The following is a 26,130-nucleotide window of genomic DNA, read 5'->3' on the forward strand; positions in this document are numbered from 1 at the left end:
GTTAGGTGGACTGTGGCTTGCATGGTAGACAGTCCTGTATTCCCAACAACGCTTGAGACCCTCCATGCCTATCGTGAACCGTGTCGCCGACCTTCAACCCGATATTCAGGCCTGGCGCCGGGACATCCATGAGCACCCCGAGCTTCTCTACGACGTTCATCGCACTGCAGCATTCGTGGCCGATCGGCTGCGCGAATTCGGCTGCGATGAGGTCGTCACCGGCCTCGGCCAGACCGGCGTGGTCGGCGTGATCAAGGGCAACAAGCCGGCCGGCGAGGGGCTCAAGACCATCGGCCTGCGTGCCGACATGGACGCGCTGCCCGTCGAGGAGCAGACCAACCTGCCTTATGCCTCCAAGACTCCGGGCAAGATGCACGCCTGCGGCCATGACGGCCACACCGCGATGCTGCTCGGGGCCGCCCGCTACCTCGCCGAAACCCGCAACTTTGCCGGCGATGCGGTGGTGATCTTCCAGCCCGCCGAGGAAGGCGGCGCCGGCGGCGCGGCCATGGTCAAGGACGGCTTGATGGAGCGCTTCGGCATCGAGCAGGTCTACGGCATGCACAATGGTCCCGGCATTCCGATCGGCTCGTTCGCGATCCGGCCGGGTCCGATCATGGCGGCGACCGACGAGGTCGACATCATGATCGAGGGCCTTGGCGGCCATGCCGCGCGTCCGCACAAATGCATCGATTCCGTGCTGGTCGGCGCACAGGTGATCACGGCGCTGCAGTCGATCGTCGCGCGCAGCGTCGATCCGCTGGAATCGGCCGTGATCTCGATCTGCGAATTCCACGCCGGCAACGCCCGCAACGTCATTCCGCAGACCGCGACGCTGAAGGGGACCATTCGCACGCTGTCGCCGGAGGTGCGCAAGCTGGTCGAGAAGCGCGTGCATGAGGTGGTGGCGGGCGTCGCGCAGATCACCGGCGCCAAGATCGACCTGCGCTACCAGCGCAACTATCCCGTCGTGAACAACCACGCCGCGGAGACCGAGGTGGCGCGGCGCATTGCCAGGCAAGTCGCGGGCGATGCCAATGTGCACGAGATGCCGCCGCTGATGGGCGGAGAAGATTTCGCCTACATGCTGGAAGCGCGCCCCGGCGCCTTCATCTTCTGCGGCAACGGCGACAGCGCCGGGCTGCATCACCCCGCCTACAATTTCAACGACGAGGCGATCGTGTTCGGCACGTCGTATTGGGTGAAGCTGGTCGAGGAATCGCTCGCAGCGTCGTAGGACTGAACCCGAAGCACAAATGAAGAGGGCCCGTGCATTGCACGGGCCTTTGTTTTGGAGGATCTTCAGAATATCCGCGAGAAGATCACGTAGAGCGTGGCCGACAGCATGATCGCGCAGGGCAGGGTCAGCACCCAGGCCATCAACAAATTGCGGATGGTCGACCATTGCAGACCCGAGCCGTTCGCCGCCATGGTGCCGGCGACGCCTGATGACAGCACGTGGGTGGTGGAGACCGGCAGGCCGAACACGTCGGCGGCGCCGATCGTCGCGGCGGCCACCAGCTCGGCCGAAGCGCCTTGGGCGTAGGTGAGATGGCTCTTGCCGATCTTCTCGCCGACCGTGATCACGATGCGCTTCCAGCCGATCATGGTACCGAGGCCGAGCGCGATGGCGACCGCGACCTTCACCCAGGTCGGGATGAACTTCGTGGCGCTGTCGAGCCCGCCCTTGTAGGCGTTCAAGGTCGCGACCTCGTCCTTGTTGAGGTCGTTTTCCTTGTCCTTCATCAGGAAGCGGATCGCGTCAGAGGCCAGGTACATGTCGTTACGGGTGTTGCCGACCGCTTCAGCCGGCACCTTGTTGAGCGAGCCGTATTTCGCGACCTGGTCGCCGACATCCTTCACCAGCACCGACAGCGAGGGGTAGGTGCCTTCGCTGATGTGGTGCGAGGTGATGTACTGGGTCACCGCAGGACGGGGGTCGCCGATGATCGAATGGCCGGCGCCCTTGGCCGCGATCACCCTGGAGGCGGCATCCGAGACCTTCTGGAACTGGGCGACCTGGGATTCCGGCAGCGCGCGGTTGAGCGCGTAAGCCGTCGGCACGGTGCCGATCAGGATCAGCATGATCAAGCCCATGCCCTTCTGGCCGTCGTTCGAGCCGTGCGCGCAGCTGACGCCGGTGCAGGTCGCGATCAGCAGGCCGCGGATCCAGAGCGGCGGCGCCTTGTTGCTTTCGGGCGCAGCATACAGGGCCGGGTTGCGCACGATGAACTTGAGCAGCAGCAACAGCACGGCGGCGCAGATGAAGCCGAACAGCGGCGACAGCAGCAGCGCGTAGCCGATCTCGGTGGCCTTGCTCCAATCCACGCCCGACGTGCCGTCGCGGCCGCGCATGACGGCGTTGGCGACGCCGACGCCGATGATCGAGCCGATCAGCGTGTGCGAGGAGGAGGCGGGCAGGCCGAAGAACCATGTGCCGAGATTCCACAGGATCGCGGCGATCAGCAGCGCGAACACCATCGCGAAGCCGGCGCTGGAGCCGACCTGCAGGATTAGTTCGACAGCAGCGAGACGATGCCGAAGGCGACCGCGCCGGAGGACATGAGCACGCCGAGGAAGTTGAAGAAGCCCGACCACATCACAGCGACTTCGGCCGGCAGCGAATGGGTGTAGATCACGGTCGCTACCGCATTGGCGGTGTCGTGGAAGCCGTTGACGAATTCGAATCCGAGCGCGATCAGGAGCGCGACGAACAACAGGATGTAGGGCAGGTAGGTCGTCACCCGCGCGCCGGTGGCGTTGACGTCGACATAGATGCTGTAGGCGACGAACAGCAGGCCCGCGGCAAGGATGCCGAAGAACAGGATCATCGTCAGCGGATTGAAGCCTTTGTCGAGATTCGGCCGCGAGGCCGGCTGGATCGGCGCGGGATCGGCTACCGCGTGGTCGAACGCAACATCGGTCATGTCTGGACGCCCCTTAACTTCGAAGTAAGGGTATTGTCCGCGATGGATTTGAAGGCCGGATGACAAGCGGCGCCGTATCGTCGCTTTCTCACCACTATCCAGGCCGTGTCGCCATAAAAACCGCTGCGTGATCCAAGGAAGACCAGGTCAGCTTTGCCCCTCCAGCGACCAGGTTCATGCGGCAGCGCAATGTCGCGATGGGCCAATAGCCGACGTCAAGAAGGTATTTCGCAGTCCAGCTAACTGCCACCCATGGCCGCGACGCGTTGTATGACCCAGAACATCGCAACGCTGCCGATTGCGTAGGCCGGCGCCACCTCCAGCCAGCGCGGCCAGAGGATGCCTGCCCGAGCGACGAGCAGTGCGCCTATCGCGAATGCGCCGACGAAGAGAAGCTGCCCAAGTTCCACGCCGACGTTGAAGAAGAAAAGCGCCGTCGGAATGGCGTTCTGTGGCAAGCCGACTTCGCTCAAGGCGCCAGCGAAGCCAAATCCGTGAAGTAGTCCGAAGGTAAACGCCACCACCCACGGCCAGCGCGCCGTCAATCCGGATCTGCCCTGTATGCCGTGAACGATTTCCGCGGCCACGAAGACGATGGAGAGCGCAATGACGGCTTCCACCGGCGGACCCGGCACATGGGCGATACCCAATGTCGCCGCGGCAAGTGTGATGCTGTGCGCGATGGTGAATGCCGTAACAGTCGCAACCACGCGCCCGACGCCTTTAACGACGAGCAGTAGCGCGAGTACGAATAGCAGGTGATCCACCCCGAGCAGGATGTGCTGCACGCCGAGTACGAGGTAGGTGAGTGCCACTTCCCCAGTCCCGGCGGAAGGCTCGACGACGAACGACGGGCTGGACGGCAGGAGACGCGTCACCTGAGCGGTGCCGTCCGACCGTTCCACCCGCACCAGAACGTCGGTCATGCCGGAGGAAAGCCCCTCGATTCGAACAGTCTCGCCGACAAGACCGCCGGGCCGACTCAGACGCCAGCGTTCGGAATAAGCGCCGGCGTGGAAGGCGCCGCGCCGTGCTGAAAGATTGACGACGTCGGCGGGAAATACGACGTAGATTCCCAGCCGTAGATTGTCGCCCTGCGCCGGGACTTTCCAGAACACGTCGTAAGTCTCCGCGTCTTGCTGGCGCAGTTCGAGATAGCCCGGCCGGAAATCATCGGCGGCTGCGACGGAGGCGCCGACGAGAGCCCAGAGACCGATCATGACCAGGAAAAGTCGGCCCATCGCTATTCCTGCCATTTTGGCCGGTCATCGCGGACATTCCCGGCCAGCCGCGGTCGCTCGATTGTCACGGTGTAGTGCTGCAGCAAGTTTTGGTACCATCCCGCGCTCGCCTCCATGCGACGAGTTCGCTCCCAATCCCGCTTCACGGACTCGCGCACATCCGCGAGCGCCGGAGAGCGCCGTTCCGTACGTTCAAGGACCCGAACCAAATGCATCCCATAGTCGGATTTTATCGGGCCCTTCCATTGACCGGGCGAGATCTGCGCAAGCGCCTTCACGAATGGCTCGCCCAGACTGTTTTTTAGGCCGCTTTCCGTGATGTTGTCGAAGCGGAGTGGAAGCGTGGTTGGGTCGCCCAAGCCTTCTGGATCGAGGCTGCCTCCTAGGCTGTTCAACTCATCGAGCATTCGCTCGGCATCGACCGAAGGGGCCTTGTGCCTCTTGGGATCGAGATAGATTTGACTGAATGTAATGCGGGGTTCGCCAGCAAACGCCGCAAGATGCGAATCGAGATAATCCTGCAGTTGCCCGTCGCTCGGCTCGGCGGCATCTCCGCTTTCGGCCACGAATTCCAGCTTCTGCGCGATGCGTCTCCGGATGATTGGATCGTCGCGTTCGAGCCCCATCGCCAGGCCTTCCCGGTAGAGAACCTCCTCACGGACGTGGCTCCGAATGAGACCTTGCAATTCCGCATCCGATGGCATTCGCTGCCAGGTGCGCGAGAACAGCAACGCCATGCTCTCGATCTGGTCCTGTGTGACTGCGATACGACCCGGTACGGTGGCGGCACCACGTGTCAGGACGCCGTGGGCCGCGAATAGTGCGGCGCCAATCAACACAAAATGCAGAAGTGGTTCGCTGAGAAGTCGTTTCGTCATTCCGGCGTGTACCAAATGGGCGAGGTGTAGGCCCGCTCGGTAATCGTCATCTGGGTCCCGGGCAATGGCTGCACGCCGAAGCGCTTGGCATCGTAGGCCGTCCATCGCGGCGTGGGAATTTCGAGAACGCGAACGTAGTAGAAGGCGCGCTCGGAGGCATTGAAGTTGGGATCGCTCCAAACCGCGATCAACTCAGGTGCGCCGATGGTATTGGTCCAGACAGCATCAGCGACGTCAACGGTATTGCCAACCGAAGGAAGCTTGCCGTCGGCGCCGGGCTTGCGATCGCCGCTCCAAACCACGTCGTAGACTTTCTCCTGCAACTCGCCCCTCGCGTCCATCCAGCCTTTCACGATCTGGATGCGATCAAGATTTCCACCGAGCGGGTCCTTCAGCGCGGCGACCAGGAAGCTCGGAGCCTTCTCCGAACGCGCGCCCCGAAGATCGCCGCCCATCGGCACGCCCTTGGCATAGCCAGCCATGGCCGGGCTGCGGGTCTGCGCATCGGCCTGATTGAAGTCAAAGCCACCGAAGAAGCGCACGACCATGCGTGACCCGGTGGTGGCGTAGGTCTCCCTGCGCTGCATCGCGTCCCAGATGGATTCGCGCGTGTTCTCGGTGGCCCAGACAGCAGCATAACCGGACGAGCTGACCTGCCAGTCCATGACCTTGATGCCGGTCGTTGGATTTTTCACGAACGTAGCGGTCAACCGCTCCGGACTCGGCTCCTGCGGCGTTGTCTTGCCGAAGAAATTGTCCTCCTCCATGGCTGCGAGGCCGGTGTGCGCATCGGAACTGCCCACCATCCCGAACTTGTAGGGGTTGGCGCCGAGTTGCTGTTCGAGCTTCAGCCCGTTCTTCAGCGCCGAACGGGCATATTCGAACTCGAGCATATCCTTAGTCTTCGCGGCGCTGGCATCCAGATTGCCGAAGTCCCAACGCTCGAAGTTGGCGAACTCGTCGGTCGGCGAAAGGACAGGATGAGCCTCGCCGTCGCCCTTGGTCTGAGTGGCCTCATAGAGCCGTTCCCATTTGGCTCGCTGCTCGACATATTCCTTGTCGACCGGCTTTCCGGTGAACGATTCGATGATCGGAAACATCCGGCCGTTGCTCAGGTTGCCGTTATGCGCAATGGCGAGCACGCTACCGCCGGTCTTTTGTTCGTAAGCGGTCATCCACTTCCACAAGTCTCGCGGATTGTCGCTGCCGAGCGGAGGACTCGTCGTGAACGGCACGACCTGATTTGCCCTGTCGCCATTATCCCGGAAGATCACATTGCGATGTAGGTTGTTGCCGCCCGTGTTTGAGGTCCACTCGTATCCGATGAGGGCCGTGAAGCGACCCGGTTCGTTGTACTGCTCGGCCGCAGCAACGTTGTCCTGCCACGCCGCCTTGTAGGCACGGGTATCCGGTGAGTAGGTCATGGGCTTCGGGAAAGTACCCTCGCTGAACGACATGATCATTTCGAACGCGGCGTCGGCGCCCTTGCCGTCCTTGACCATCTGGAACCATTTCTTGCCGGTCGGATCGGCCAGGATTTCGGGCTTGCCCGCGAAGAAATCGGGAAACACCCCCATATTGTCGGAGTGGTCGGCGACGACGAGAAAGTCCAGGGGCCTCGACAGCTTTGCAGGTTGCCCGCTCGACGCCATTACTTCCTCACCGCGGGCAAAACGGTACGCCTCACGGGCGCCGAGCCTCGCGCCGAACGCACCCGCATCAAACGAGGCCGCCGTGTGCAAATGCGTATCGCCGAACAGCGGACGAGTGGGAAATTTGCGCCCGGCATAGGGCGAGTAGATCGGCTTGGAGGGAAATATTCTTTCAGCGGTGTTCTTGTCTATGGTGCCGGCATCATCGAGCGTGCGGGCGGGTGCTTGGGCCTGCTGAGCCATTAGCGGAAGTGGAGTCGCAGAACCCAGTGCCAAGCTCAGGAGGGCGAAAGTGACCTGTCGCTTCATCGTTGGGCCTCACCGTTTGATGGTTACCTGATGATGGAATTCCACTCCTCGGCAGGGCTTCACCTTGCCTTCAATATTGACTTCGGCAAAAGCAGTTCACCTGCCCGACCGTTGAAAGGCCGGTTAGCGTCTTCCCGCGCGATTGACCGGTCCGCCGCGATTCATCGGTGTTCCGGGACGCACACCAACCCCCGGGGCGCCAACGCCGGGAGTCACGACGGCTCGCGCCACCGGCCGCGGCCGAAGCACGACACCGGGCCTTACGATGCAACCCACGGGATAGTCGACGTATTGGCAATAGACCACGGCACTGGCCTTTTCGGCACTTGCGCCCATGCCTCCAATTATCGTCAACGCAGCTAACGCGACCGAGACTGACAGCTTCATTTCGGCGTCCTCCCCGCGGGTTTCTAGATGAACCCACGGAGCGCGCCTCTGCCTTGATGTAGGTCAAGCGCGTCAATCAGGCTATGGCTGCGCGTTAGCCAGTCCGCGCCCTGGCTAGGCGGCCCGCGCGGCCTTCTTCTGCAAGCCGGCAACGATCTTCAGATCTTCGACAAAGCGCTGATATTCCAGAACCTTGGCTTCGGGATCGGGGAGCCGCAGCAGATAGGACGGGTGCACCGTCACAAGCGCCTTGCGTCCGTCGGGAAGGTCGATGAGCCGGCCGCGGGTCTTGCCGATGGGGGTGATCTTGCCGAACACGCTTTGCGCGGCGGTCGCGCCCATAGCGACGACGAGATCGGGCTGAACGACCGCAAGCTCCCGCTCATACCATTGCCGGCACGCTTTGATCTCAGGCGTATTCGGCTTCTGGTGCAGGCGGATCTTTCCGCGCGGCACGAATTTGAAGTGCTTCACCGCGTTGGTGACATAGACCCTCTTGCGATCGACACCAGCTTCCTCCAGCGCACGGTCGAGCATCTGGCCGGCCGGTCCGACGAAGGGGTGGCCGGCGAGGTCTTCCTTGTCGCCGGGCTGTTCGCCGACCAGCATGATGTTGGCGTGCTTCGGGCCCTCGCCGAACACGGTCTGGGTCGCATCCTTATAGAGCGGGCAGGCGCGGCAATGCGCGGCCTCCTCGCGGAGCGCTTCGAGATCGTCGGCGGCAGTCGTGCGTATCATCAGAGCCTCCGGTCGCTTCTGAGGCTTGTGCGGATCAGTTGCTGCATTGGCGATCATGGCGCCGGTCATGCGTTCGGCATCCTCGATCAACGGCTTAATGATCGAAGCCTCCGGCAGGTTCCTCCAATATTTCTTCGGCATCTCTTTCTGCATCGCCTTCACCTTGAGACGTGCCGGATTGAAGATGCTGGCATAGTAGCGCCGCCAGGTTTCCTCCAGCCGGTCCTCGCCGGGTGCTTCGCTCTTGCTGACGCCCGGTGTGAACGAAAGCGAATGACCGTCCCAATGCGCGCAGAGGTCCGGCGTCAGGATCGACCAGGGCATGTCGGCGAACCGCTTGGCAAAGAATGGCGCGGCCAGCTCGACGATGTGATGCTCCGGCTCGAACCAGGCGACGAAATGCGCGGCGCGTTCCCTGCCGATCTCGCGGAAGCGGACGAAGGCATGCATCTTGTGCTCGTCGCGATGGACCGCTCGGGCCATCGCAGTGACCAGCGCGACGTCAGGATCGATTGCGACGTCCATGAGATCGTGATTGTCTTTCAGGCGCCAGAGCAGGCGATAGAGGATCGCAAAGCGTTCGGGATCGCGATGCAGGATCGCGGCCCTGGCGAGATCGACGAATTTGCTTGATACGTTGAAGGTGCCCTCGTTCACCGCGAGGATCGGAGACGGCGCTTGCGTCACGAATAACTCCGCGTCGCGGCCGTGCACGGTCCAGGCGACATCGGCGGGCTGCACATGATGAAGCGCGAGGCTGCGTGCGGCTGCGCGCCAGCCGTCGAAGTCGGTTTCGGTGTCGAGGGTGATGTATTGCATCAGAAGCCAAACCCCAGTTGCGTTGCCTTTGGCTTGAACCGCTCGATCAGCCCGGCGGCATCGAGGCGATGCGGCGAGGGGCGGTGGTCGCTGAGGACGATGAACGGCAGCGCTTTATTGCAGGGCACGTGCAGCCGGGCGAGATCGGCGAGGCGGATCGTGGTGGTGCGCCGTGTCGCGATGATGCGTTCGACCGCCTTAGTGCCGAAGCCCGGCACGCGCAGCAGCTCCTCGCGGCTGGCGCGGTTGATGTCGAGCGGGAAGCGGTCGCGATGGCGCAGCGCCCAGGCGAGCTTCGGATCGATGTCGAGCGGCAGCATCGCGCTGTCGTCAACGATCTCGCCGACATCGAAGCCATAGAACCGCATCAGCCAGTCGGCCTGGTAGAGACGGTGCTCGCGCAGCAGCGGCGGCTGCACCAAAGGCAAGGCGCGGCTGGCGTCGGGGATCGGGCTGAAGGCGGAATAATAGACGCGCCTCAACTTGTAGGAGCCGTAGAGATTGGAGCTGGTGTGGAGAATGGTGTGGTCGGAGGCGCTGTCGGCGCCGACGATCATCTGCGTGCTCTGGCCTGCCGGCGCGAAGCGTTGCGGCCTGGCTTTCGTCTTCGCTGCGCGGTTCTCCTCGGCCTCGTCCAGCTTCAGCCGGAGCCGGCCCATGGTGCGGCGGATCGCGCGCACGTCTTTCTCCGGCGCGAATTGCTGCAGGCTCGTCTCCTCGGGCATCTCGATGTTGATGGAGAGACGATCGGCATATTTGCCGGCCTCCGTGATCAGCGCGTCGTCGGCCTCAGGAATGGTCTTCAAATGAATGTAGCCGCGGAAGTGATGCTCCTCGCGCAGTTTTCGCGCGACGCTCACCACCTGCTCCATCGTGTAGTCGGGGCTGCGGATGATACCGGAGGAAAGAAACAGGCCTTCGATGTAATTGCGCCGGTAGAAGTCGAGCGTCAGCTTGACCACTTCCTCGACGGTGAAGCGGGCGCGCGGCACGTTCGAGGAGGCGCGGTTGACGCAATAGAGGCAATCGTAATTGCAGGCGTTGGTCAGCAGCACCTTGAGCAACGAGATGCAGCGGCCGTCGGGTGCATAGGAATGGCAGATGCCCATGCCCGGCGCGGTCGAGCCCATGCCCTTGCGGTCGCTGGAATCCCGCTTCTCGGTGCCGCTAGAGGCGCAGGACGCGTCGTACTTGGCGGCATCCGCCAGAATTTCCAGCTTGCGTTGCACGTCCATCTTGAAATCCCTTTGATTCAACTGACGAATCTGACGGAGCACCAATTCGATTGACTCCCCGGCCGCCGTTAGCTTTATATTAGAACATACCATGAACAAATGAGCCAGCCGCTGGTTCTTATTTTTAAGAGCCATCGGCAATCACCCTGAAGGAGCGGCGAGCATGAGCGGCGCACGCATGAGCGCGCTTGCGACCTTGCGCGGCCAGATCGAGCGCATCGAGACGGCGGCGGTCGTGCATCCGCACGATCGCGTCGCGCTCGGCCACAACGAAGCCGATGTCGCGCTGAAGGGCGGCCTTGCGCGCGCGGCGATCCACGAGGTGTTTTGCGCTGGGTCTCAGGGGACGGCCGCAACCGGCTTCGTCATGGGGCTTGCCGGGCGCGTCTCGGCGCAGCGGCCGCTGCTGTGGATACGACAGGATTTCTCGGAGATAGAGGCGGGCGCACTGTCGATGAGCGGGCTCGCCGAGCTCGGCCTCGATCCACGCCGCGTGGTGATGGTGCGCGCCGCCGATGTCGAGAGCGCGCTGCGCAGCTCGGCCGATGCGCTGGCCTGCGATGCGCTCGGCGCCGTCGTGCTCGAGCTCTGGGGCGAGACCAGGCAGTTCGATCTGGTGGCGAGCCGCAAGCTGACGTTGGCCGCGCAAGGCTCCGGCGTCACCGGCCTGATGCTGCGCATGGCCGCGCAGCCGCTGCCTTCGACTGCAGAGACACGATGGATGCTGCGCGCGGCGCATTCGCCGCCGGGGTCGGTGTGGGACGCCTGGGGCGCGCCGCGCTTCGATGCGGAGCTGTTGCGCAATCGTCATGGCCCGTGCGGCCGGTGGATCATGGAATGGAATTGTGATGAGTGCCAGTTCAGTGAACCGTCGACGTATTCTCAGCCTGTGGCTGCCACGCCTGTCGATCGACAGAATCCAACGTTTCTTCAACAGCGCCGGGCTGGGTAAAACCAATCATGAGCCGAGCATCGTCGTCATCAAGGAGAACAATGCGCTGGTGATCCATGCGCTGGACGAGGCCGCCGAGCGCCTCGGGCTGTATATCGGCCAACCCCTGGCCAATGCGCGGGCGATGTGTCCGGACTTAAAGGTGTTCGACGCCGATGTCGTCGCCGATGCGAAGACGCTCAGCGGCATCGCCGACTGGTGCGACCGCTTCACGCCGCTGGTGGCGCTCGATCAGCCGCATGGGCTGTTCCTCGACATCACCGGCTGTGCGCATCTGTTCGGCGGCGAGGCTGCGCTGTTGCAGACGCTGGTTCGTGCACTCGGCCGACAAGGCTTTGCCGTCAGCGCGGCGATCGCCGGCACCTCGGTCTGCGCGCGCACGCTGACGCGGCAGGCCACGGGCAGCATCGTTGCCGATGGCGGGGAGGCGGCGGCGATCGACCGGTTTCCGGTGTCGGCGCTCGGTGCGGGCGAGGCCATCACCACGGGCCTGCGCCGCGCCGGGCTGAAGACCATCGGCGATGTCGCCTCCCGTTCGCCGAGCGAGATCACGGCGCGGTTCGGCGCGCGGTTCTCCACGCTGCTCGCGCATGCGCTGGGGCAGGGCGATGCGCCAATCAGCCCGCGCAAGCCGCTGCCCGATTACATCGTGGAGAAGCGCTTTGCCGAGCCGATCGCGACCGACACCATGATCGCGATGACACTGTCGCGGCTGGCGGACACGCTGATCGCGTCGATGGAGAAGCAGGGCAAAGGCGCGCGCAGGCTCGAAGCCGCCTTCTTCCGCACCGACGGTGTGGTACGCGCGATCATGGTCGAGGCCGGGCGGCCGGTGACGCAAAGCAAAGTCATCGACCGGCTGTTCCGCGAGCGCCTTGACGCGCTCGCCGATCCCCTCGATCCCGGTTTCGGCTTCGACATGGTGCGCCTCTCGGCAAGCCGCACCGAGATCGTGGTGCAGGAGCAGCGCGATCTCGACGCCCATGTCCATGACAATGACGAGCTCTCTGCCCTGATCGACCGCATCGCCGCGCGCATCGGCGGAAAACGCGTCGTCGTGCACTTGCCCGAGGATACCCATATCCCCGAATGCGCCGTGATGGCCGCCCCGGCGCAGCATCATCTCGCCGCCGCCATGCAGGCCGAATGGCCGGCGCGAACCGAAAGCGAGCCGCCGTTGCGTCCCTTGCGGCTGTTCGACAGACCGGAACCGATCAAGGTGCCGTTCGCGGCCGTGCCGGATGGACCGCCGCATCAATTCACCTGGCGTCGCGCGCTGCATGCCGTGGTGCGGGTGGAGGGGCCCGAGCGTATCGCGATGGAATGGTGGCGGCAGGACGGCAAGCAGCTGACGCGGGATTACTTTCGCATCGAGGACACCGAGGGCCTGCGCTTCTGGATCTTTCGCGACGGACTTTACGAGGGGGAAGTGTTCGACGGCGATGGCGAGCCTGCTTCTCCCGGCTGGTATGTGCACGGTCTCTTCGCATGAGTGCGCCCGCTTATGCCGAGATCGGCATCACCACCAACTTCTCCTTCCTGCGTGGAGGCTCGGATCCGCGCGCCTATGTGCATCAGGCCAGCGAGCTCGGCCTTCCCGCGATCGGCATCGCCGATCACAACACGCTCGCCGGCGTGGTGCGGGCTTGGAATGAGCTCGATAACGACAAGGTGCTGCACAAGCCGAAACTGCTGATCGGCGCGCGCATCGTCTTCAGCGACGGCACGCCCGACATTCTGGTCTATCCATGCGACCGCGCCGCCTATGGCCGGCTGTGCCAGCTCCTGACCCGGGGCAAGCGTGGCGACGACATCACGCGGATCGAGAAGGGCGAATGCCGTCTCGCCTTCGCCGATCTCCTGGAGTTTTCGCAAGGCCAGCTCCTGGTCCTGACGTTGCCGCACCGCTTCGAGCCGGCGCAGGCGCTGGATGTGCTTGCAAAGCTGAAGGCGAGCCGCGCCGAGGGCGTATGGCTGGCGGCGAGCCTGATCTATCGCGGCGACGACCGCCGCCGGCTGGCCCGGCTCGATGATCTCGCGGCCAAAGCAAAAGTGCCGCTGCTCGCGACCAACGAGGTGCTTTATCACGATCCCGGCCGCCGTCCGCTTCAGGACGTGCTGACCTGCATCCGGGAAAAGACCACGATCGAGGCGGTCGGGACGAAGCTGGAAGCCAATGCCGAACGGTTTCTGAAAACGCCGCGAGAAATGGCGCGGCTGTTCCGCGATTTTCCAGAAGCGATCGCGGAGACCATGCGTTTTGCGGGGAAGATCGACTTCTCGCTCGACCAGCTCAAATACCAGTATCCGGACGAGCCGGTGCCACCGGGCAAGACCGCGCAGGGACATCTGGAGGATCTGACCTGGGCGGGCGTCGACAAATATTTCGGCGGCATCGAGAACATTGACGCGAAGCTGCGCGCCACCCTGCATAAAGAGCTCGCGCTGATCGCCGAGCTGAAATACGCGCATTACTTCCTCACCGTGCACGACATCGTGCACTACGCACGCAGCCAGAACATTTTGTGCCAGGGGCGGGGATCGGCGGCGAATTCGGCGGTGTGCTACGTGCTTGGCATCACCTCGGTCGACCCGACCAAGGTCGATTTGTTGTTCGAGCGCTTCATCTCCAAGGAACGGCTGGAGCCGCCCGACATCGACGTCGATTTCGAGCATTCGCGGCGCGAGGAGGTGATGCAATATGTCTATCGCCGCTACGGCCGTCACCGTGCCGCGATCATCGCTACCGTCATTCACTATCGCCCGCGCAGCGCCATCCGCGACGTCGGCAAGGCGCTGGGCCTGACCGAGGACGTCACCGCAGCGCTCGCCGACACTGTCTGGGGCAGTTGGGGCAGTGGCCTCAATGACATGCAGGTGAGGCAGGCCGGACTCGATCCCGGCAATCCCATGATCAATCTTGCGGTCGAACTTGCGACCGAACTGATCGAATTTCCGCGCCATCTTTCCCAGCATGTCGGCGGCTATGTGCTGACCCAGGACCGGCTCGACACCTATGTGCCGATCGGCAACGCCGCGATGGATGACCGCACCTTCATCGAATGGGACAAGGACGACGTCGACGCGCTCAACATGATGAAGGTCGACGTGCTCGCGCTGGGCATGCTGACCTGCATCCGGAAATGCTTTGATTTGATCGCGGACCACAAGGGGACGCGTTACGAGCTTGCGGATATCAAGGGAGAGGATGACGACGAAGTTTATCAAATGCTGCAGCGAGGGGAATCGCTCGGCGTGTTCCAGGTCGAGAGCCGCGCGCAGATGAACATGCTGCCACGCCTCAAGCCGCGGACGTTCTACGATCTCGTCATCGAGGTCGCGATCGTGCGGCCCGGACCGATCCAGGGCGACATGGTGCATCCGTATTTGCGCCGGCGGAAGATGAATCCAGCGGATATCGAGTATCCCTATCCGAAAGGTGGCAACAAGAACGAGCTTCGCGAGGTCCTTCACAAGACGCTCGGCGTGCCCCTGTTTCAGGAGCAGGCGATGCGGATCGCGATCGTGGCCGCAGAATTTACCTCGGAAGAAGCCAATGGGTTGCGGCGTGCCATGGCGACGTTTCGCAATGTCGGGACCATCGGCAATTTCGAAGAGAAAATGATCGGCAATATGATCCGCCGGGGTTACGATCCTCAATTCGCGCGAAACTGCTTTGACCAAATCAAGGGTTTCGGCTCCTACGGTTTCCCGGAGAGCCACGCGGCAAGCTTCGCCCAGCTCGTCTACATCTCCTCATGGCTGAAGTACCATCATCCCGATGCCTTCTGCTGCGGCCTGCTGAATTCGCAGCCGATGGGCTTTTATGCGCCAGCACAGATCGTCAACGACGCCCGCAAGAACGGCGTCGAGATTCGTGACATCGACGTGTCCTGCAGCTTTGCGCAAAACACGCTGGAGGAAGGGAGCGGCAAATATTGCGCCGTGCGCCTGGGCTTCCGTCAGATCGACGGCTTTCACTGGCTGGACGAGGATGAAGAGCAGTTGAAACGCTCTCAGTCGTCATTCCGGGGCGCGCGCAGCGCGAGCCCGGAATCCATCGGGCCGCATACGCCCGGCGGAATGGATTCCGGGCTCGACGATGACGCGTCGCCCCGGAATGACAATGTGGAGAGAGTACGCGACTGGGCCGACCGCATCGTTGCCGCGCGCAATCGCCGGACCTTCACCTCGCTCGAGGATTTCGCCCGCGATACCGGCCTGCCCAAGCGCGCGCTGATCCTGCTGGCGGATGCCGACGCGTTCCGCTCGCTCGGGCTCGACCGCCGCGAGGCGCTGTGGCAGGTGCGGCGGCTGCCCGACGATGTGCCGCTGCCGCTGTTCGAAGCCGCGACTGCGCGCGAGCAGCCGGACGAGCATGCCAAGCCGCTGCCGGTGATGCCGCGCGCCGAGCAGGTGGTCGCGGACTACCAGACCATCCGGTTGTCGCTGAAGGGCCACCCGATGGAATTCCTGCGCGAGATGTTTTCACGCGAGCGCATCGTCGCCTGCAGGGAGATCAGCCACGAGAACGAGCGACGCCGCGTCCGCTGCGCCGGCGTGGTGCTGGTGCGGCAACGGCCGGGCAGCGCCAGCGGCGTCGTGTTCATGACGCTGGAGGACGAAACCGGCATCGCCAATGTCGTGGTCTGGCCCAAGATCATGGAGCAGTACCGCAAAGAGGTGATGGGCGCGCGCCTCATCGAGGTTCACGGCTATATCCAGAGCAGCCCCGAGAAGGTGACGCATCTCATCGCCCAGCGCCTGATCGATCGCTCGCACGATCTGGTTGGCCTCGCCAACGACGCGCTGAGCCGCAAGCATCCGATGCCGCTTGAGACCGGGGGCGAGCTCAATGACGATCGTCGCGATCTTCCGGACATGCCCGCGCAGAAAATCCGCCATCCTCGCAACGTCCGCATCCTGCCGCCGTCGCGGGATTTTCATTGAGGAGGGGGCGTGCCCGCCACCGTCATTGACGAGTGTTGTAACGACGGCGCGCGACTCACTCTCGTCCGTCATGCCCGGGCTTGACCCGGGCATCCACGTCTTTCGGCGAGCACAGCAGCGCGTGGATGGCCGGGTCGAGTCCGGCCATGACGAAAGAGAGTCTGGCAAACCAGCCCCTCTAAAAATTCACCCGGTTCGAGATCGCGCCGTCCACGACGAGATTCGATCCCGTGGTGAACCCCGACACCGGGCTTGCCAGAAACACCGCCGCGCTCGCGATCTCCTGCGGCGTCGCCATGCGTCCCGTGGGATTGCGCTTCATGGCGTCGTTGTAGCGCTCGGGCATGTTCTTCTCGACCATCTCCCATACCCCGCCCTTGAAATAGACCGTGCCGGGCGACACGACATTCACGCGGATCTTCTTCTTCGCATGTTGCCGCGCCAGTCCCTTGGCCATGTGGATCAGCGCCGCCTTGATCGGGCCGTAGGAACTGGCCGTGTCGGCCTGCGCCGCCGAGATCGAGGAGATGATGACGAAGGCGGCGTCGCCGCTTCTTTCTCCGCTCGCTTCGAGGAACGGCCGCGCGGCATCGAACGCATGCACGGCGCCGAGCAGGTCGAGCCTGAAATTCTGCTCCCACGATGCAGCATCGTGGCCTTGCGCCATCGCGCCGGCATTGGAGAACAGCATGTCGATGCCGCCGAGTTCCTTCGCTGCATCCTCGATCCAGGATTTCAGCGCTGCGCCGTCGGTGACGTCGACCGGGCCGCCGGTGGCGTTGACACCCTGCGCCTTCAGCTCGGCGACGGTGGTTGCAACCTGATCGGCATTGCGCGCGCACACCGCGACATTGGTGCCTTCACCGGCCAGCGTCGCCGCAATCGCCCGCCCGATGCCCCGCGTGCCGCCGAGCACGATGGCGTTCTTGCCTTTGAGACCGAGATCCATTGTTGGGTTTCCTTTTTGTTGATGTGGAGAGTGTAGCTGTTTCCGGAGATATGCTGAACTCTCCAATTCGTCATTGCGAGCGCAGCGAAGCAATCCAGAAATGCATCCGTGGAGGCAGTCTGGATGGCCTCGTCGCATCAGCGCAAAATTGCTACGCAATTTTGTCGCGGGCTCCTCGCAATGACGTGGAGAGAGGCGGGGCCCCCTCACTCCGGCGCCGCGCCGACCGGCGGGCCGCCGGGCGGGCGGTGCAGGAAAGTGAGCGACGCGTAGGCGCCGGCCCAGGAGCCGATCGCGGCGAAGGCAACGTAAAAGGCGTTTTCGGTGTAGCTGATCACGGCGTAGGAGGAGAGCATGTACCAGACCGCGCTCCAGTTGGCCGCCGGCACACGCTTGCGTGCGATGACGGCCGAGGTGAACATGACATAGACTGCGTCTGTGGCCGCCGTTGCGATGAACACGGCGCCTGCGGTAAGGGGGTCGATGGCGGCCATTGCAATTCCTCATGTGCTGATGGATTGTCGCGGAAAAACTAGGGGAGAGAAGCGGCCATGCAAAGCCCTGCCGACATTCTCAAGGACATCTGGACCTCCGCCGGTGGCGATAAGCCGGCGCTCGAACGCGTCCGGCTGAGCGGCGAGGAGCCTCAGCTTCCGTCCTCTTTCCGCGTCGCAATTGCCGGACAGACGGCCATCGCGGCTGCCGGCCTTGCCGCCGCTGAAATCTGGCGGCTGCGCAGCGGGCAGACGCAGGACGTAGGCGTCGACATGCGCCACGCCGTCGCCGAATGCCGCTCCGAGCGCTATCTGCGCGTCGACGACAAGCCGCCGCCACCGGCCTGGGATGCCATCGCCGGCGTCTACAGGACCGGCGACAATCGCTTCGTTCGCTGCCACACCAATTTCCCGCATCACCGCGACGCCGTCTGCAAGGTGCTCGGCTGTGATGCGGAGCGCGACAAGGTGCAGGCGGCGCTGATGCAATGGAAGGGCGAGGATTTCGAGACCGCGGCCTACGCCGCGGGCGGCGTCGTCGCGCTGATGCGCTCCTACGACGAATGGTCAGCGCTGCCGCAGGCGCGCGCGCTCGCGCAATTGCCGCTGATCTCGATCGAGAAGATCGGCGAAGCCCCGCCAAAGCCGTGGCCCGGAGGTGATCGTCCACTGTCGGGCCTTCGCGTGCTCGATCTCTCCCGCGTCATTGCCGGCCCCGTCGCAGGGCGCACGCTCGCTGCGCATGGTGCGGATGTGCTGCTCGTCTCCGGACCGGAGCTGCCCGCCATCGACTGGCTCACCATCGATACCGGGCGCGGCAAGCTGACCACCTTCATCGAGTTGAAGAGCGGGACGGGCAGGGCGCAGTTGCGCGAATTGTTGCGGGACGCCGACATCTTCTCGCAAGGCTATCGCCCACGCGCGCTCGCTGCTCTCGGCTTCGCGCCCGAGAACGCGGCTCAGATCAACCCGGGCATCGTCTACGTGACGCTGTCGGCCTATGGCCATACCGGCCCCTGGGCCGAGCGGCGCGGCTTCGATTCCCTGGTGCAAACCACTACCGGCTTCAACGATGCGGAAGGAAAGGCCGCCGGCATCGACGGCCCGAAGGAATTGCCGGCACAGATACTCGACCACGCCACCGGCTATCTGATGGCGTTCGGCGCGATGATGGCGAAGATGCGCCAGGCGCGCGAAGGCGGCAGCTGGCACGTGCGCGTGTCGCTGGCGCAGACCGGGCGATGGCTGTGGAATCTGGGCCGGCTCGATGGCGGGCTGAACACTCCGGATCTTACGGGCGAGGCCGTACATGCTGCGTTCATCGAGAGCATGCCATCTGGCTTCGGCATGTTGAAGGCAGTGCGTCATGCGGCGTTGCTGTCGACGACACCGGCGCAATGGTCTCGTCCGGCAATGCCGCTCGGCAGTCATCCAACGCAGTGGCCGGCGCGAAGCTGACATGAAGCTGACATGTCGCAAAAATTTAACGCAAACCGAAAGGCGCGCAGCGTTTTTTAGATTGTTTGAAATCCTAATTCGGCACTATTAGCGCGACCGATAAGGTAGGCATCTGCCAAGATCGTCGCAGACACGACCGGGCTCCATGGTAGTTGAAAATACCAAGCGATTGCAGGTGTTTACAAAGCAACGGGTGATCGCATCCGTAGTTCTACTATCCCTTGCCGGCGCAGGTGCCTACGGCTTCCTTGGTTCGGGGTCGAAGGACAAGAAACACTCCGAGATCTCCAGCCAGTCGCGCAGGAATGCGCAGAACTTCACGCCGACACCGTCGGAATGGGCATCGCTAACGATCGAGCCGGTCAAGGCCAGAGCGTTCCGCGCCGAATATGTCACTGAAGGCAAGGTCGCTGTCGACGAGGACCGTTCGACCCCGGTGTTCTCGCCCTATGCCGGCCGGGTTACCAAGCTGCTGGCCAAGCCGGGTGAGATGCTGAAGCAGGGCCAACCGCTGTTCACGATCGAGGCCGCCGATACGGTGCAGGCCCAGAACGATTTCATCGCGGCGATGACCGCGCAAAACAAGGCGAAGTCGGCGATCGACCTTGCCGACATCCAGTTCAAGCGGGCCAAGGACCTCTATGAAGGCCGCGCCATTCCCCTGAAGGATTATCAGCAGGCGGAGGCGACGCAGGTCCAGGCACAGAACGACATGCGCTCCTCGGCCACCGCGCTGGAAGCAGCGCGCAACAAGCTGCGGATCCTCGGCTTCACCGACGAGACCATCAAGGCGTTCCAGGACAAGGGTGTCATCGATCGGGAGATCACGATTTACTCGCCGATCGCCGGCACGGTCGTGCAGCGCAAGATCGGCCCCGGCCAATATGTCAATTCCGGCGCCAGCGATCCTGTCTTCGTGGTCGGCGATCTCTCGACCGTCTGGCTCACCGCCTTCGTGCGCGAGAGCGACGCCGCTGCGGTCTGCGTCGGCCAGGACATCACCGTCAACGTGATGGCGCTACCGGGCCGCCCCTTGACCGCCAGGATCAACTACGTCGCCACCGCGATCGACCCCAACACCCGCCGCCTGATGGTCCGCGCCACCATCGACAACAAGGACGGGCTGCTCAAGCCCGAGATGTTCGCCAACGTCACGATCTATTCGGCGGGCGACCGCGCCGCGCCCGCGGTGCCGAAGCAGGCGCTGATCTATGAGGCCGACAAGGTCCGCCTCTGGGTCGCCCGTGAGGACAAGTCGGTCGAGCTGCGCGAGATCAAGATCGGCCTCATCAACGGCAACCTGGTCGAGGTCACCCGCAATCTGAATCCCGGCGAGCAGATCGTCGTCAAAGGCAGCCTGTTCATCGACCGCGCGGCGTCCGGCAGCTGATCGACCGCCCAAGAAAACGAAAACAAGCTGAAGACCTGAATGGATCGCCTCGTCGCCCTTGCCGTCAACCGGCGCTTCCTGATGGTCGGGATGTTCGTCGCCGTGCTGATCGGCGGCGTCATCGCGTTCAACCAGCTCAACATCGAGGCCTATCCCGATCCGACACCCCCGATGGTCGACATCGTGACGCAGTCGCCGGGGCTGTCGGCGGAGGAGATCGAGCGCTACATCACGATCCCGATCGAGACCCAGGTCGCGGGCCTGAAGAACATCACGACCATCCGCACCATCTCGCTCTACGGTCTCTCCGACGTCAAGATTCAGTTCTCGTTCGCCTACACCTATGACGAGGCGTTGCAGCAGGTATTGAACCGCCTGGCGCAGCTCTCGCCGCTCCCGGGCAACGTGCAGCCGCAGATCTCGCCGCTCAGCCCGATCGGCGAGATCTTCCGCTACCGCCTGGTCGGCCCGCCGAACTACAGCGTGCTCGATCTCAAGACCATCCAGGACTGGATCCTGCAGCGCCGCTTCCGCGCCGTGCCGGGGGTCATCGACGTCACCGGCTGGGGCGGCAAGAGCAAGACCTATGAGCTTCAGGTCGACTTCAACAAGCTGGTCGCCAACGGCCTGACGCTGCCGCAATTGCTCCAGGCGGTCGGCAATTCCAACGTCAATGTCGGCGGCAACACCGTCAATATCGGCCAGCAATCGGCCGTCGTGCGCGGCGTCGGCCTGATCCGGTCGATCGACGATCTCGCCAATACCATGGTGGCGCAGACCGGCGGCAATCCGGTGCTGGTCAAGGACGTCGCCACCGTCACGGTGGGCCAGAAGCCTCGCCTCGGCATTGCCGGCCTCGACGAGTCCGACGACATCGTGCAGGGCATCGTGCTGATGCGCCGCGGCGAACAGAGTTCGCCGACCATCAAGCGTGTCCACGAGCTCGTCCGGCAGATCAACAACTCCAGTATCCTGCCGCCCGGCGTGCGCATCGAGCGCATCTACGACCGTGGCGACCTGATCGCGCTCACCACCCACACCGTGCTGCACAACATGGTGGTCGGCATTCTCCTGATCGTGTTGCTGCAGTGGATCTTCCTCGGCGATTTGCGCAGCGCGCTGATCGTCGGCGCCACCATTCCGTTCGCGCTGTTCTTCGCCGTCATCATCCTGGTGCTGCGCGGGGAATCGGCCAATCTGCTGTCGGTCGGCGCGATCGATTTCGGCCTCATCGTCGATGCCACCGTCATCATGGTGGAGGCGATCTTCCGCCGTCTGACCCAGACGACGCCGATGTCCGAGACCGAGCATATGTCCCATGAGACGCTGTTCGGCATGAAGACCCACGCCATCCTCAGCGCGGCCGCCGACGTCTCGCGCTCGATCTTCTTCGCCGCGGCGATCATCATCGCGGCCTTCCTGCCGCTGTTCACGCTGTCGGGCGTCGAGGGCAACATCTTCGGGCCGATGGCCCGCACCTATGCCTATGCCCTGGCCGGCGGGCTCCTTGCGACCTTCACCGTCACACCGGCGCTGTCCGCGATCATCCTGCCCGCGCATGTCGAGGAAACCGAGACCAGGGTGATGCGGATCCTGCACCGGTTGTACTCGCCGTTGCTGCGATGGGCGGTCGCCAACCGCAATATCGTGCTCGGAGGTGCGGTCGGTCTCGTGCTGATGACGGTGGCGCTCAGCCGGCTGCTCGGCCTCGAATTCCTGCCGAAGCTGGAAGAGGGCAATCTCTGGATACGCGCCACGCTGCCGCCGACCATCTCGCTCCAGGAAGGCAATTCCTACGTCAACGAGATGCGCAAGCTGATCCGCGCCCGGCCCGAGGTCGAGTCCGTCGTGTCGCAGCACGGCCGTCCCGACGACGGCACCGACGCCGCCGGCTTCTTCAACGCCGAGTTCTTCGCGCCGCTGAAGCCGATCAGCGAATGGCCGGGTACCCGCGACAAGGAGGAACTGACCGCGCAACTGCTCAAGCAGCTCGACGATCGCTTCCCGGGCGTCGAGTTCAATTTCTCGCAATATCTCCAGGACAACGTCTCCGAAGCCGTATCCGGCGTGAAGGGCGAGAACTCGATCAAGCTGTTCGGCAGCGACCTTCAGGCGCTCACCGACACCGCCAACAAGATCAAGTCGGTGCTGGCCACGGTGCAGGGCGTCACCGACCTTGCGGTGTTCACTTCGCTGGGGCAGCCGACCGTCCAGATCGACATCGACCGCGCCAAGGCGGCGCGTTACGGCCTTGCGCCGGGCGACATCAACGCCACCATCAAGGTGGCGATCGGCGGCGACACCGCGGGCGATCTCTACGAATCCGGCTCCGATCGTCACTTCCCGATCATCGTCCGCCTCGCGCCGGAATATCGCCGCAGTGCCGAGGCGATCCAGAATTTGCGCATCGGCGCGCCCGGGCCGAACGGCACCGTCACGCAGATTCCGCTGAGCGAGGTTGCCACCATCAGCCTCGTCTCGGGCGCGGCCTACATCTATCGCGAGCAGCAGGAACGCTATCTGCCGATCAAGTTCTCGGTGCGCGAGCGCGACCTCGGCAGCGCCATCAGCGAGGCCCAGCAGAAGATCGCCGAACAGGTGCAGCTGCCGCCGGGCTCGCGCATGGAATGGGTCGGCGAGTTCGGCAACCTCCAGGACGCGATCCGGCGGCTGTCGATCGTGGTACCGATCTCGCTGGCGCTGATCGGCGTGCTGCTCTGGTTCAATTTCGGCTCGATGACCGATACGCTGCTCGCGATGAGCGTGATCCCGATGGCGATCTTCGGCGGCGTTCTGGGGCTGTTGATATCAGGCACGGCATTCAGTGTGTCCGCGGCGATCGGGTTCATCGCGCTGTTCGGCATCGCGGTGATGGACGGCATCATCATTCTGTCGCAGTACAACCAGCTGATCGAAGAGGGCATGGACCGCATGAGCGCGGTGGTTCGGACCGGCGAGCTTCAGCTCCGGCCGGTGCTGATGACCTGCGTCGTCGCCGGTGTCGGGCTGCTGCCGGCGGCGCTGTCCGAGGGGATCGGTTCGCAGGTGCAGAAGCCGCTCGCGGTCGTCGTCGTCACCGGCATGATGCTGGCGCCGATCGTGATCCTCGTGACCTTGCCGGTCCTGATCTCGTTCTTCTCGCGCCGTGCGCGCTGACCGTCAAAATCCGTAGAGTCGTGCCGGGTTGTCGACCAGGATCTTCTTGCGCACATCGGCGTCCGGTGCCCACACCGAAAGCTGGTTGAGCAGGCGACCGTCGTCGATCTGATAGAGCGGCGCGATGTCGGTGGGCTTGCGTCCCTCGACATGGCTCGAATCCGGATGCGGCCAGTCGGTGCCCCAGACGATGCGGTCCGCATTCGCCGCGATCAACGCCCGTGCATAGGGCACCATGTCCTGATAGTCGGGCGCGAGCTTCGACGAGCGATAGGCGCCGGAGATCTTCACATAGGCCTTGCCGGATTTGACGAGCGCGACGAGATCGGAGAAGCCGGGTTGCTCCAGGCCCAGCGACGCTTCGAGTCCGCCGAAATGGTCGAATACGACGGGTACCGGCGCGCTATCGACGAGGTCCTTGATCGCCGAGATCATGGCAAGCGTGGTGTAGAGCTGTACGTGCCAGCCGCGCGCCTTCATGCGCTCGACTGCGGCGGTGAAGCGCGTCCGGCCGACGTTGGGGTCGTTGACGCCGCCGGTCGCGAGATTGAGGCGCATCCCCCGGAAGCCGTCCTGCTGCATCGTATCGAGCTGTGCTTCCGTCGTCTTGTCGTCGATCACGGCGACCCCGCGCGCGGTCGCGCCACGCGCCTTCATGCCGAATAGCGTCGAGGAATTGTCGGTGCCATAGACGCTCGGCGTCACGATCACCACACGCTCGATATGCAGCGCCTTGTGTAGCGCGGCCATTTCCTCGGGGCTCGCCGGCTCCGGCGTATAGACGCGTCCGGCGAAGAACGGAAATTTTTCGACATCGCCATGGATATGGGTGTGACAGTCGCAGGCGTGCAGCGGGACCTCGAAATTGACCGGCGTGGCGGGCTGCGAGGCACGTGCGTGGGCTTTGTTGGTCATGGCTGCTCCGGCGGCAAGGGAGGCGAACAGGACGCCGCGTCGGCTGAGCATGGTTTCTCTCCCTGCTTCGTTATTTGAACGACGATGCCAGGACAGTATCACATCAGCCTGGCAGCCACTGCACTTCGCTGCATAGCTGCTCGACGAGGTGCGCAACCGGGCATGAGCCGTCGACGCGCGTGATCGGGCAGGGAAACCGAAGGCGTTGCGTTGCGAACCGCTACTGCCCCGACGGCGTGCGCAGCCCGTGCCAGGCGTCGCGAACCTGATGGTAGTGCACCTCGGGCAGATAGTCCGGCGTATTCAGGCTCAGCGTCTTGACGTCGAGATGACCGATGGCGCTGAGCAGCGTGTAGGAGGCGATGACGCGGTCGCGGTTGGCGCCGATCAGGCGGGCCTTGGCCTGGATCAGATCGGCCTGCGAGTTCAAGACATCGACGGTGGTGCGTTGTCCGCCGGCGGCCTCGCGCTGCACGCCCTGGAGCGCGACGGTCGCGGCCTTCACTTCGGATTCCGAGGCCGACACGGTGATCTTGGCGCCTTCATTGGCAACCCAGGCGCTCACGGCCGCCGTGCGCGCCTGGTTGCGGACCTGGTCGAGCACGAGCCGGCTCTGCGCCGTGATCTCCTTGGCCTGCCGGGTCTGCGCGGCGGCCTGGCCGCCGTCGTAGATCGGCGCGGTGATGTTGGCGACGATCGAGGCTTGGTCCTCGGCGAAGGTGCCGAGCGTCGGATCGTTGTTGCGGCTCTTGCTGGCGCTGCCCTGGATCGTGGCGCTCGGCAGCAGGGTGCCTTCGGCGATGCGGATGTTGGTGGAGGCGACATCGACGTCGAAGCCGGCGGCCATCACCGCCGGATGCTGGCGGATCGCCATCGTCATCGCGTCTTCGCGGCTCTTCGGCAGATAGCGATCGACCGCCTCGGCGGGCCGCAGCTGCGACGGCGCATTGCCGATCACCTGCGCGTAGGTCGCCTGGCTGATCGCAAGCGAGACTTCGGCCGCGTTGAGATCGGCAAGGCCGCGGTTGAGGCGCGCTTCGGCCTGTGCGCTGTCGGTCGGCGTGACATCGCCGGCGTTGAGGCGGCGCTGGGTGACCGAGAGCGTCTCGCGCAGGAAGGCGACGTTGGAACGCTGCGCCTCGACCAGCGACTGGTTGGCGAGCACGTTGGTGTAGGCGGTGACCGCATCGAGCAGCACGCCCTGGCCCACATTGCGCAGCGCCTCACGGCCCGACTGCACCTGGAGCTCGGCGGCCCGCACGTTGTTGGCGGTGCGGAAGCCGTTGAACAGGGTCTGCGTCACGGTGACGCCGATGATCCATGGCTTCAGATTGCCGGTCTGGATGGTGTTGTCGGGCAGCAGATTGCGCACCGATTGCAGGCCGGCGCTGAGGCTCGCCACGATCTGCGGCCGGTAACCGGCGAGGGCCTGCGGCACGTTCTCGTCCGTGGCGCGTTGTCGCGCACGTTCGGCATTGAGCTGTGGATTGGTCTGGTAGGCCTTGGCGAGTGCCTCCGGCAGGGCTTCGGCCCAGGCGGCGGAGGGCAGGGCGCAGCACAGCACCAGCGCAGTCCATGTCGTAAGCGCAGGACCCGCGCCTGATCGATGCCGCGTCATCTCGCGACCAGCTCTGGCGGTACGCCCAATCATGTAATCCCGCTTAACCCGGCTGTCCGCCC

Annotated in this window: 17 protein-coding genes and 1 pseudogene; 7 read left to right on the plus strand and 11 right to left on the minus strand. The window is 63.9% G+C overall.

Annotated features, from left to right (window positions below):
- The first annotated feature begins 64 nt into the window (after positions 1-64).
- Complete coding sequence (locus tag C7G42_RS16735; protein WP_106950052.1) at positions 65-1,237, plus strand: M20 aminoacylase family protein; 1,173 nt, start codon at positions 65-67, stop codon at positions 1,235-1,237.
- A 65-nt stretch (positions 1,238-1,302) separates the two neighbouring features.
- On the opposite strand, the pseudogene C7G42_RS16740 reads toward C7G42_RS16735, so the two are convergent.
- The 7 genes and pseudogenes from C7G42_RS16740 to C7G42_RS16770 form a co-directional block, all read right to left on the minus strand.
- A pseudogene (locus tag C7G42_RS16740) lies at positions 1,303-2,927 on the minus strand (inorganic phosphate transporter).
- Positions 2,928-3,166: 239 nt separating this feature from the next.
- Positions 3,167-4,168 (minus strand): HupE/UreJ family protein, encoded by a 1,002-nt coding sequence (locus tag C7G42_RS16745; RefSeq protein WP_245427763.1) that lies wholly within the window; start codon positions 4,166-4,168, stop codon positions 3,167-3,169.
- A gap of 2 nt (positions 4,169-4,170) precedes the next feature.
- Positions 4,171-5,046: a peptidyl-prolyl cis-trans isomerase gene (locus tag C7G42_RS16750; protein WP_158537596.1), complete on the minus strand. Its 876-nt coding sequence runs from the start codon at positions 5,044-5,046 to the stop codon at positions 4,171-4,173.
- Positions 5,043-7,007 carry a DUF3604 domain-containing protein gene (locus C7G42_RS16755; RefSeq protein ID WP_106950054.1) on the minus strand — a complete coding sequence of 655 codons (1,965 nt, stop codon included), beginning with the start codon at positions 7,005-7,007 and terminating at the stop codon, positions 5,043-5,045. The genes C7G42_RS16750 and C7G42_RS16755 overlap by 4 nt, the downstream gene beginning before the upstream one ends.
- Positions 7,008-7,130: 123 nt before the next feature.
- Positions 7,131-7,394, minus strand: a complete 264-nt coding sequence (locus tag C7G42_RS35830; protein ID WP_106950055.1) for a hypothetical protein — start codon at positions 7,392-7,394, stop codon at positions 7,131-7,133.
- Positions 7,395-7,508: 114 nt separating this feature from the next.
- Positions 7,509-8,951, minus strand: coding sequence for a UdgX family uracil-DNA binding protein (locus C7G42_RS16765; protein WP_106950056.1), 1,443 nt, complete (start codon positions 8,949-8,951; stop codon positions 7,509-7,511).
- Positions 8,951-10,186 carry a putative DNA modification/repair radical SAM protein gene (locus tag C7G42_RS16770; RefSeq protein ID WP_106950057.1) on the minus strand — a complete coding sequence of 412 codons (1,236 nt, stop codon included), beginning with the start codon at positions 10,184-10,186 and terminating at the stop codon, positions 8,951-8,953. The genes C7G42_RS16765 and C7G42_RS16770 overlap by 1 nt, the downstream gene beginning before the upstream one ends.
- Positions 10,187-10,349: 163 nt before the next feature.
- On the opposite strand from C7G42_RS16770, the gene C7G42_RS16775 reads away from it, so the two are divergent.
- From C7G42_RS16775 to C7G42_RS16785, 3 genes are read left to right on the plus strand one after another with little or no spacing between them, the layout of a single operon-like run.
- A complete protein-coding gene (locus C7G42_RS16775) occupies positions 10,350-11,138 on the plus strand; it encodes an ImuA family protein (RefSeq protein WP_106950058.1) in 789 nt (262 codons plus the stop codon).
- On the plus strand, positions 11,035-12,630 hold the full coding sequence (locus C7G42_RS16780; protein WP_199580947.1) for a Y-family DNA polymerase: 1,596 nt from the start codon (positions 11,035-11,037) through the stop codon (positions 12,628-12,630). Before C7G42_RS16775 ends, C7G42_RS16780 begins: the two co-directional genes overlap by 104 nt.
- The gene (locus C7G42_RS16785; protein WP_106950059.1) at positions 12,627-16,088 is read left to right on the plus strand and encodes an error-prone DNA polymerase; all 3,462 of its coding nucleotides are present in this window, start codon (positions 12,627-12,629) and stop codon (positions 16,086-16,088) included. The genes C7G42_RS16780 and C7G42_RS16785 overlap by 4 nt, the downstream gene beginning before the upstream one ends.
- Positions 16,089-16,266: 178 nt before the next feature.
- Here the strand turns inward: C7G42_RS16785 and C7G42_RS16790 are convergent, their stop codons facing one another.
- Positions 16,267-17,037 (minus strand): SDR family NAD(P)-dependent oxidoreductase, encoded by a 771-nt coding sequence (locus C7G42_RS16790; protein WP_106950060.1) that lies wholly within the window; start codon positions 17,035-17,037, stop codon positions 16,267-16,269.
- A 206-nt stretch (positions 17,038-17,243) separates the two neighbouring features.
- Positions 17,244-17,531, minus strand: coding sequence for a hypothetical protein (locus C7G42_RS16795; protein WP_092024185.1), 288 nt, complete (start codon positions 17,529-17,531; stop codon positions 17,244-17,246).
- A gap of 57 nt (positions 17,532-17,588) precedes the next feature.
- On the opposite strand from C7G42_RS16795, the gene C7G42_RS16800 reads away from it, so the two are divergent.
- The 3 genes from C7G42_RS16800 to C7G42_RS16810 all read left to right on the plus strand — a co-directional run bounded on the left by C7G42_RS16800 (position 17,589) and on the right by C7G42_RS16810 (position 23,535).
- The gene (locus C7G42_RS16800; RefSeq protein ID WP_106950061.1) at positions 17,589-18,989 is read left to right on the plus strand and encodes a CoA transferase; all 1,401 of its coding nucleotides are present in this window, start codon (positions 17,589-17,591) and stop codon (positions 18,987-18,989) included.
- 145 nt (positions 18,990-19,134) lie between these two features.
- Positions 19,135-20,379, plus strand: coding sequence for an efflux RND transporter periplasmic adaptor subunit (locus tag C7G42_RS16805; protein ID WP_106950062.1), 1,245 nt, complete (start codon positions 19,135-19,137; stop codon positions 20,377-20,379).
- A 39-nt stretch (positions 20,380-20,418) separates the two neighbouring features.
- Entirely contained in the window at positions 20,419-23,535 is a 3,117-nt protein-coding gene (locus C7G42_RS16810) for an efflux RND transporter permease subunit (RefSeq protein WP_106950063.1), read from the plus strand.
- A 3-nt stretch (positions 23,536-23,538) separates the two neighbouring features.
- Here C7G42_RS16810 and C7G42_RS16815 read toward each other — a convergent pair whose 3' ends face one another.
- A complete protein-coding gene (locus C7G42_RS16815) occupies positions 23,539-24,501 on the minus strand; it encodes an amidohydrolase family protein (protein WP_106950064.1) in 963 nt (320 codons plus the stop codon).
- A gap of 169 nt (positions 24,502-24,670) precedes the next feature.
- Entirely contained in the window at positions 24,671-26,101 is a 1,431-nt protein-coding gene (locus C7G42_RS16820; RefSeq protein ID WP_106950065.1) for a TolC family outer membrane protein, read from the minus strand.
- Positions 26,102-26,130 lie beyond the last annotated feature (29 nt).

The sequence above is a fragment of the Bradyrhizobium sp. MOS003 genome, assembly GCF_003020125.1.
In the GTDB taxonomy this organism is placed as follows: domain Bacteria; phylum Pseudomonadota; class Alphaproteobacteria; order Rhizobiales; family Xanthobacteraceae; genus Bradyrhizobium.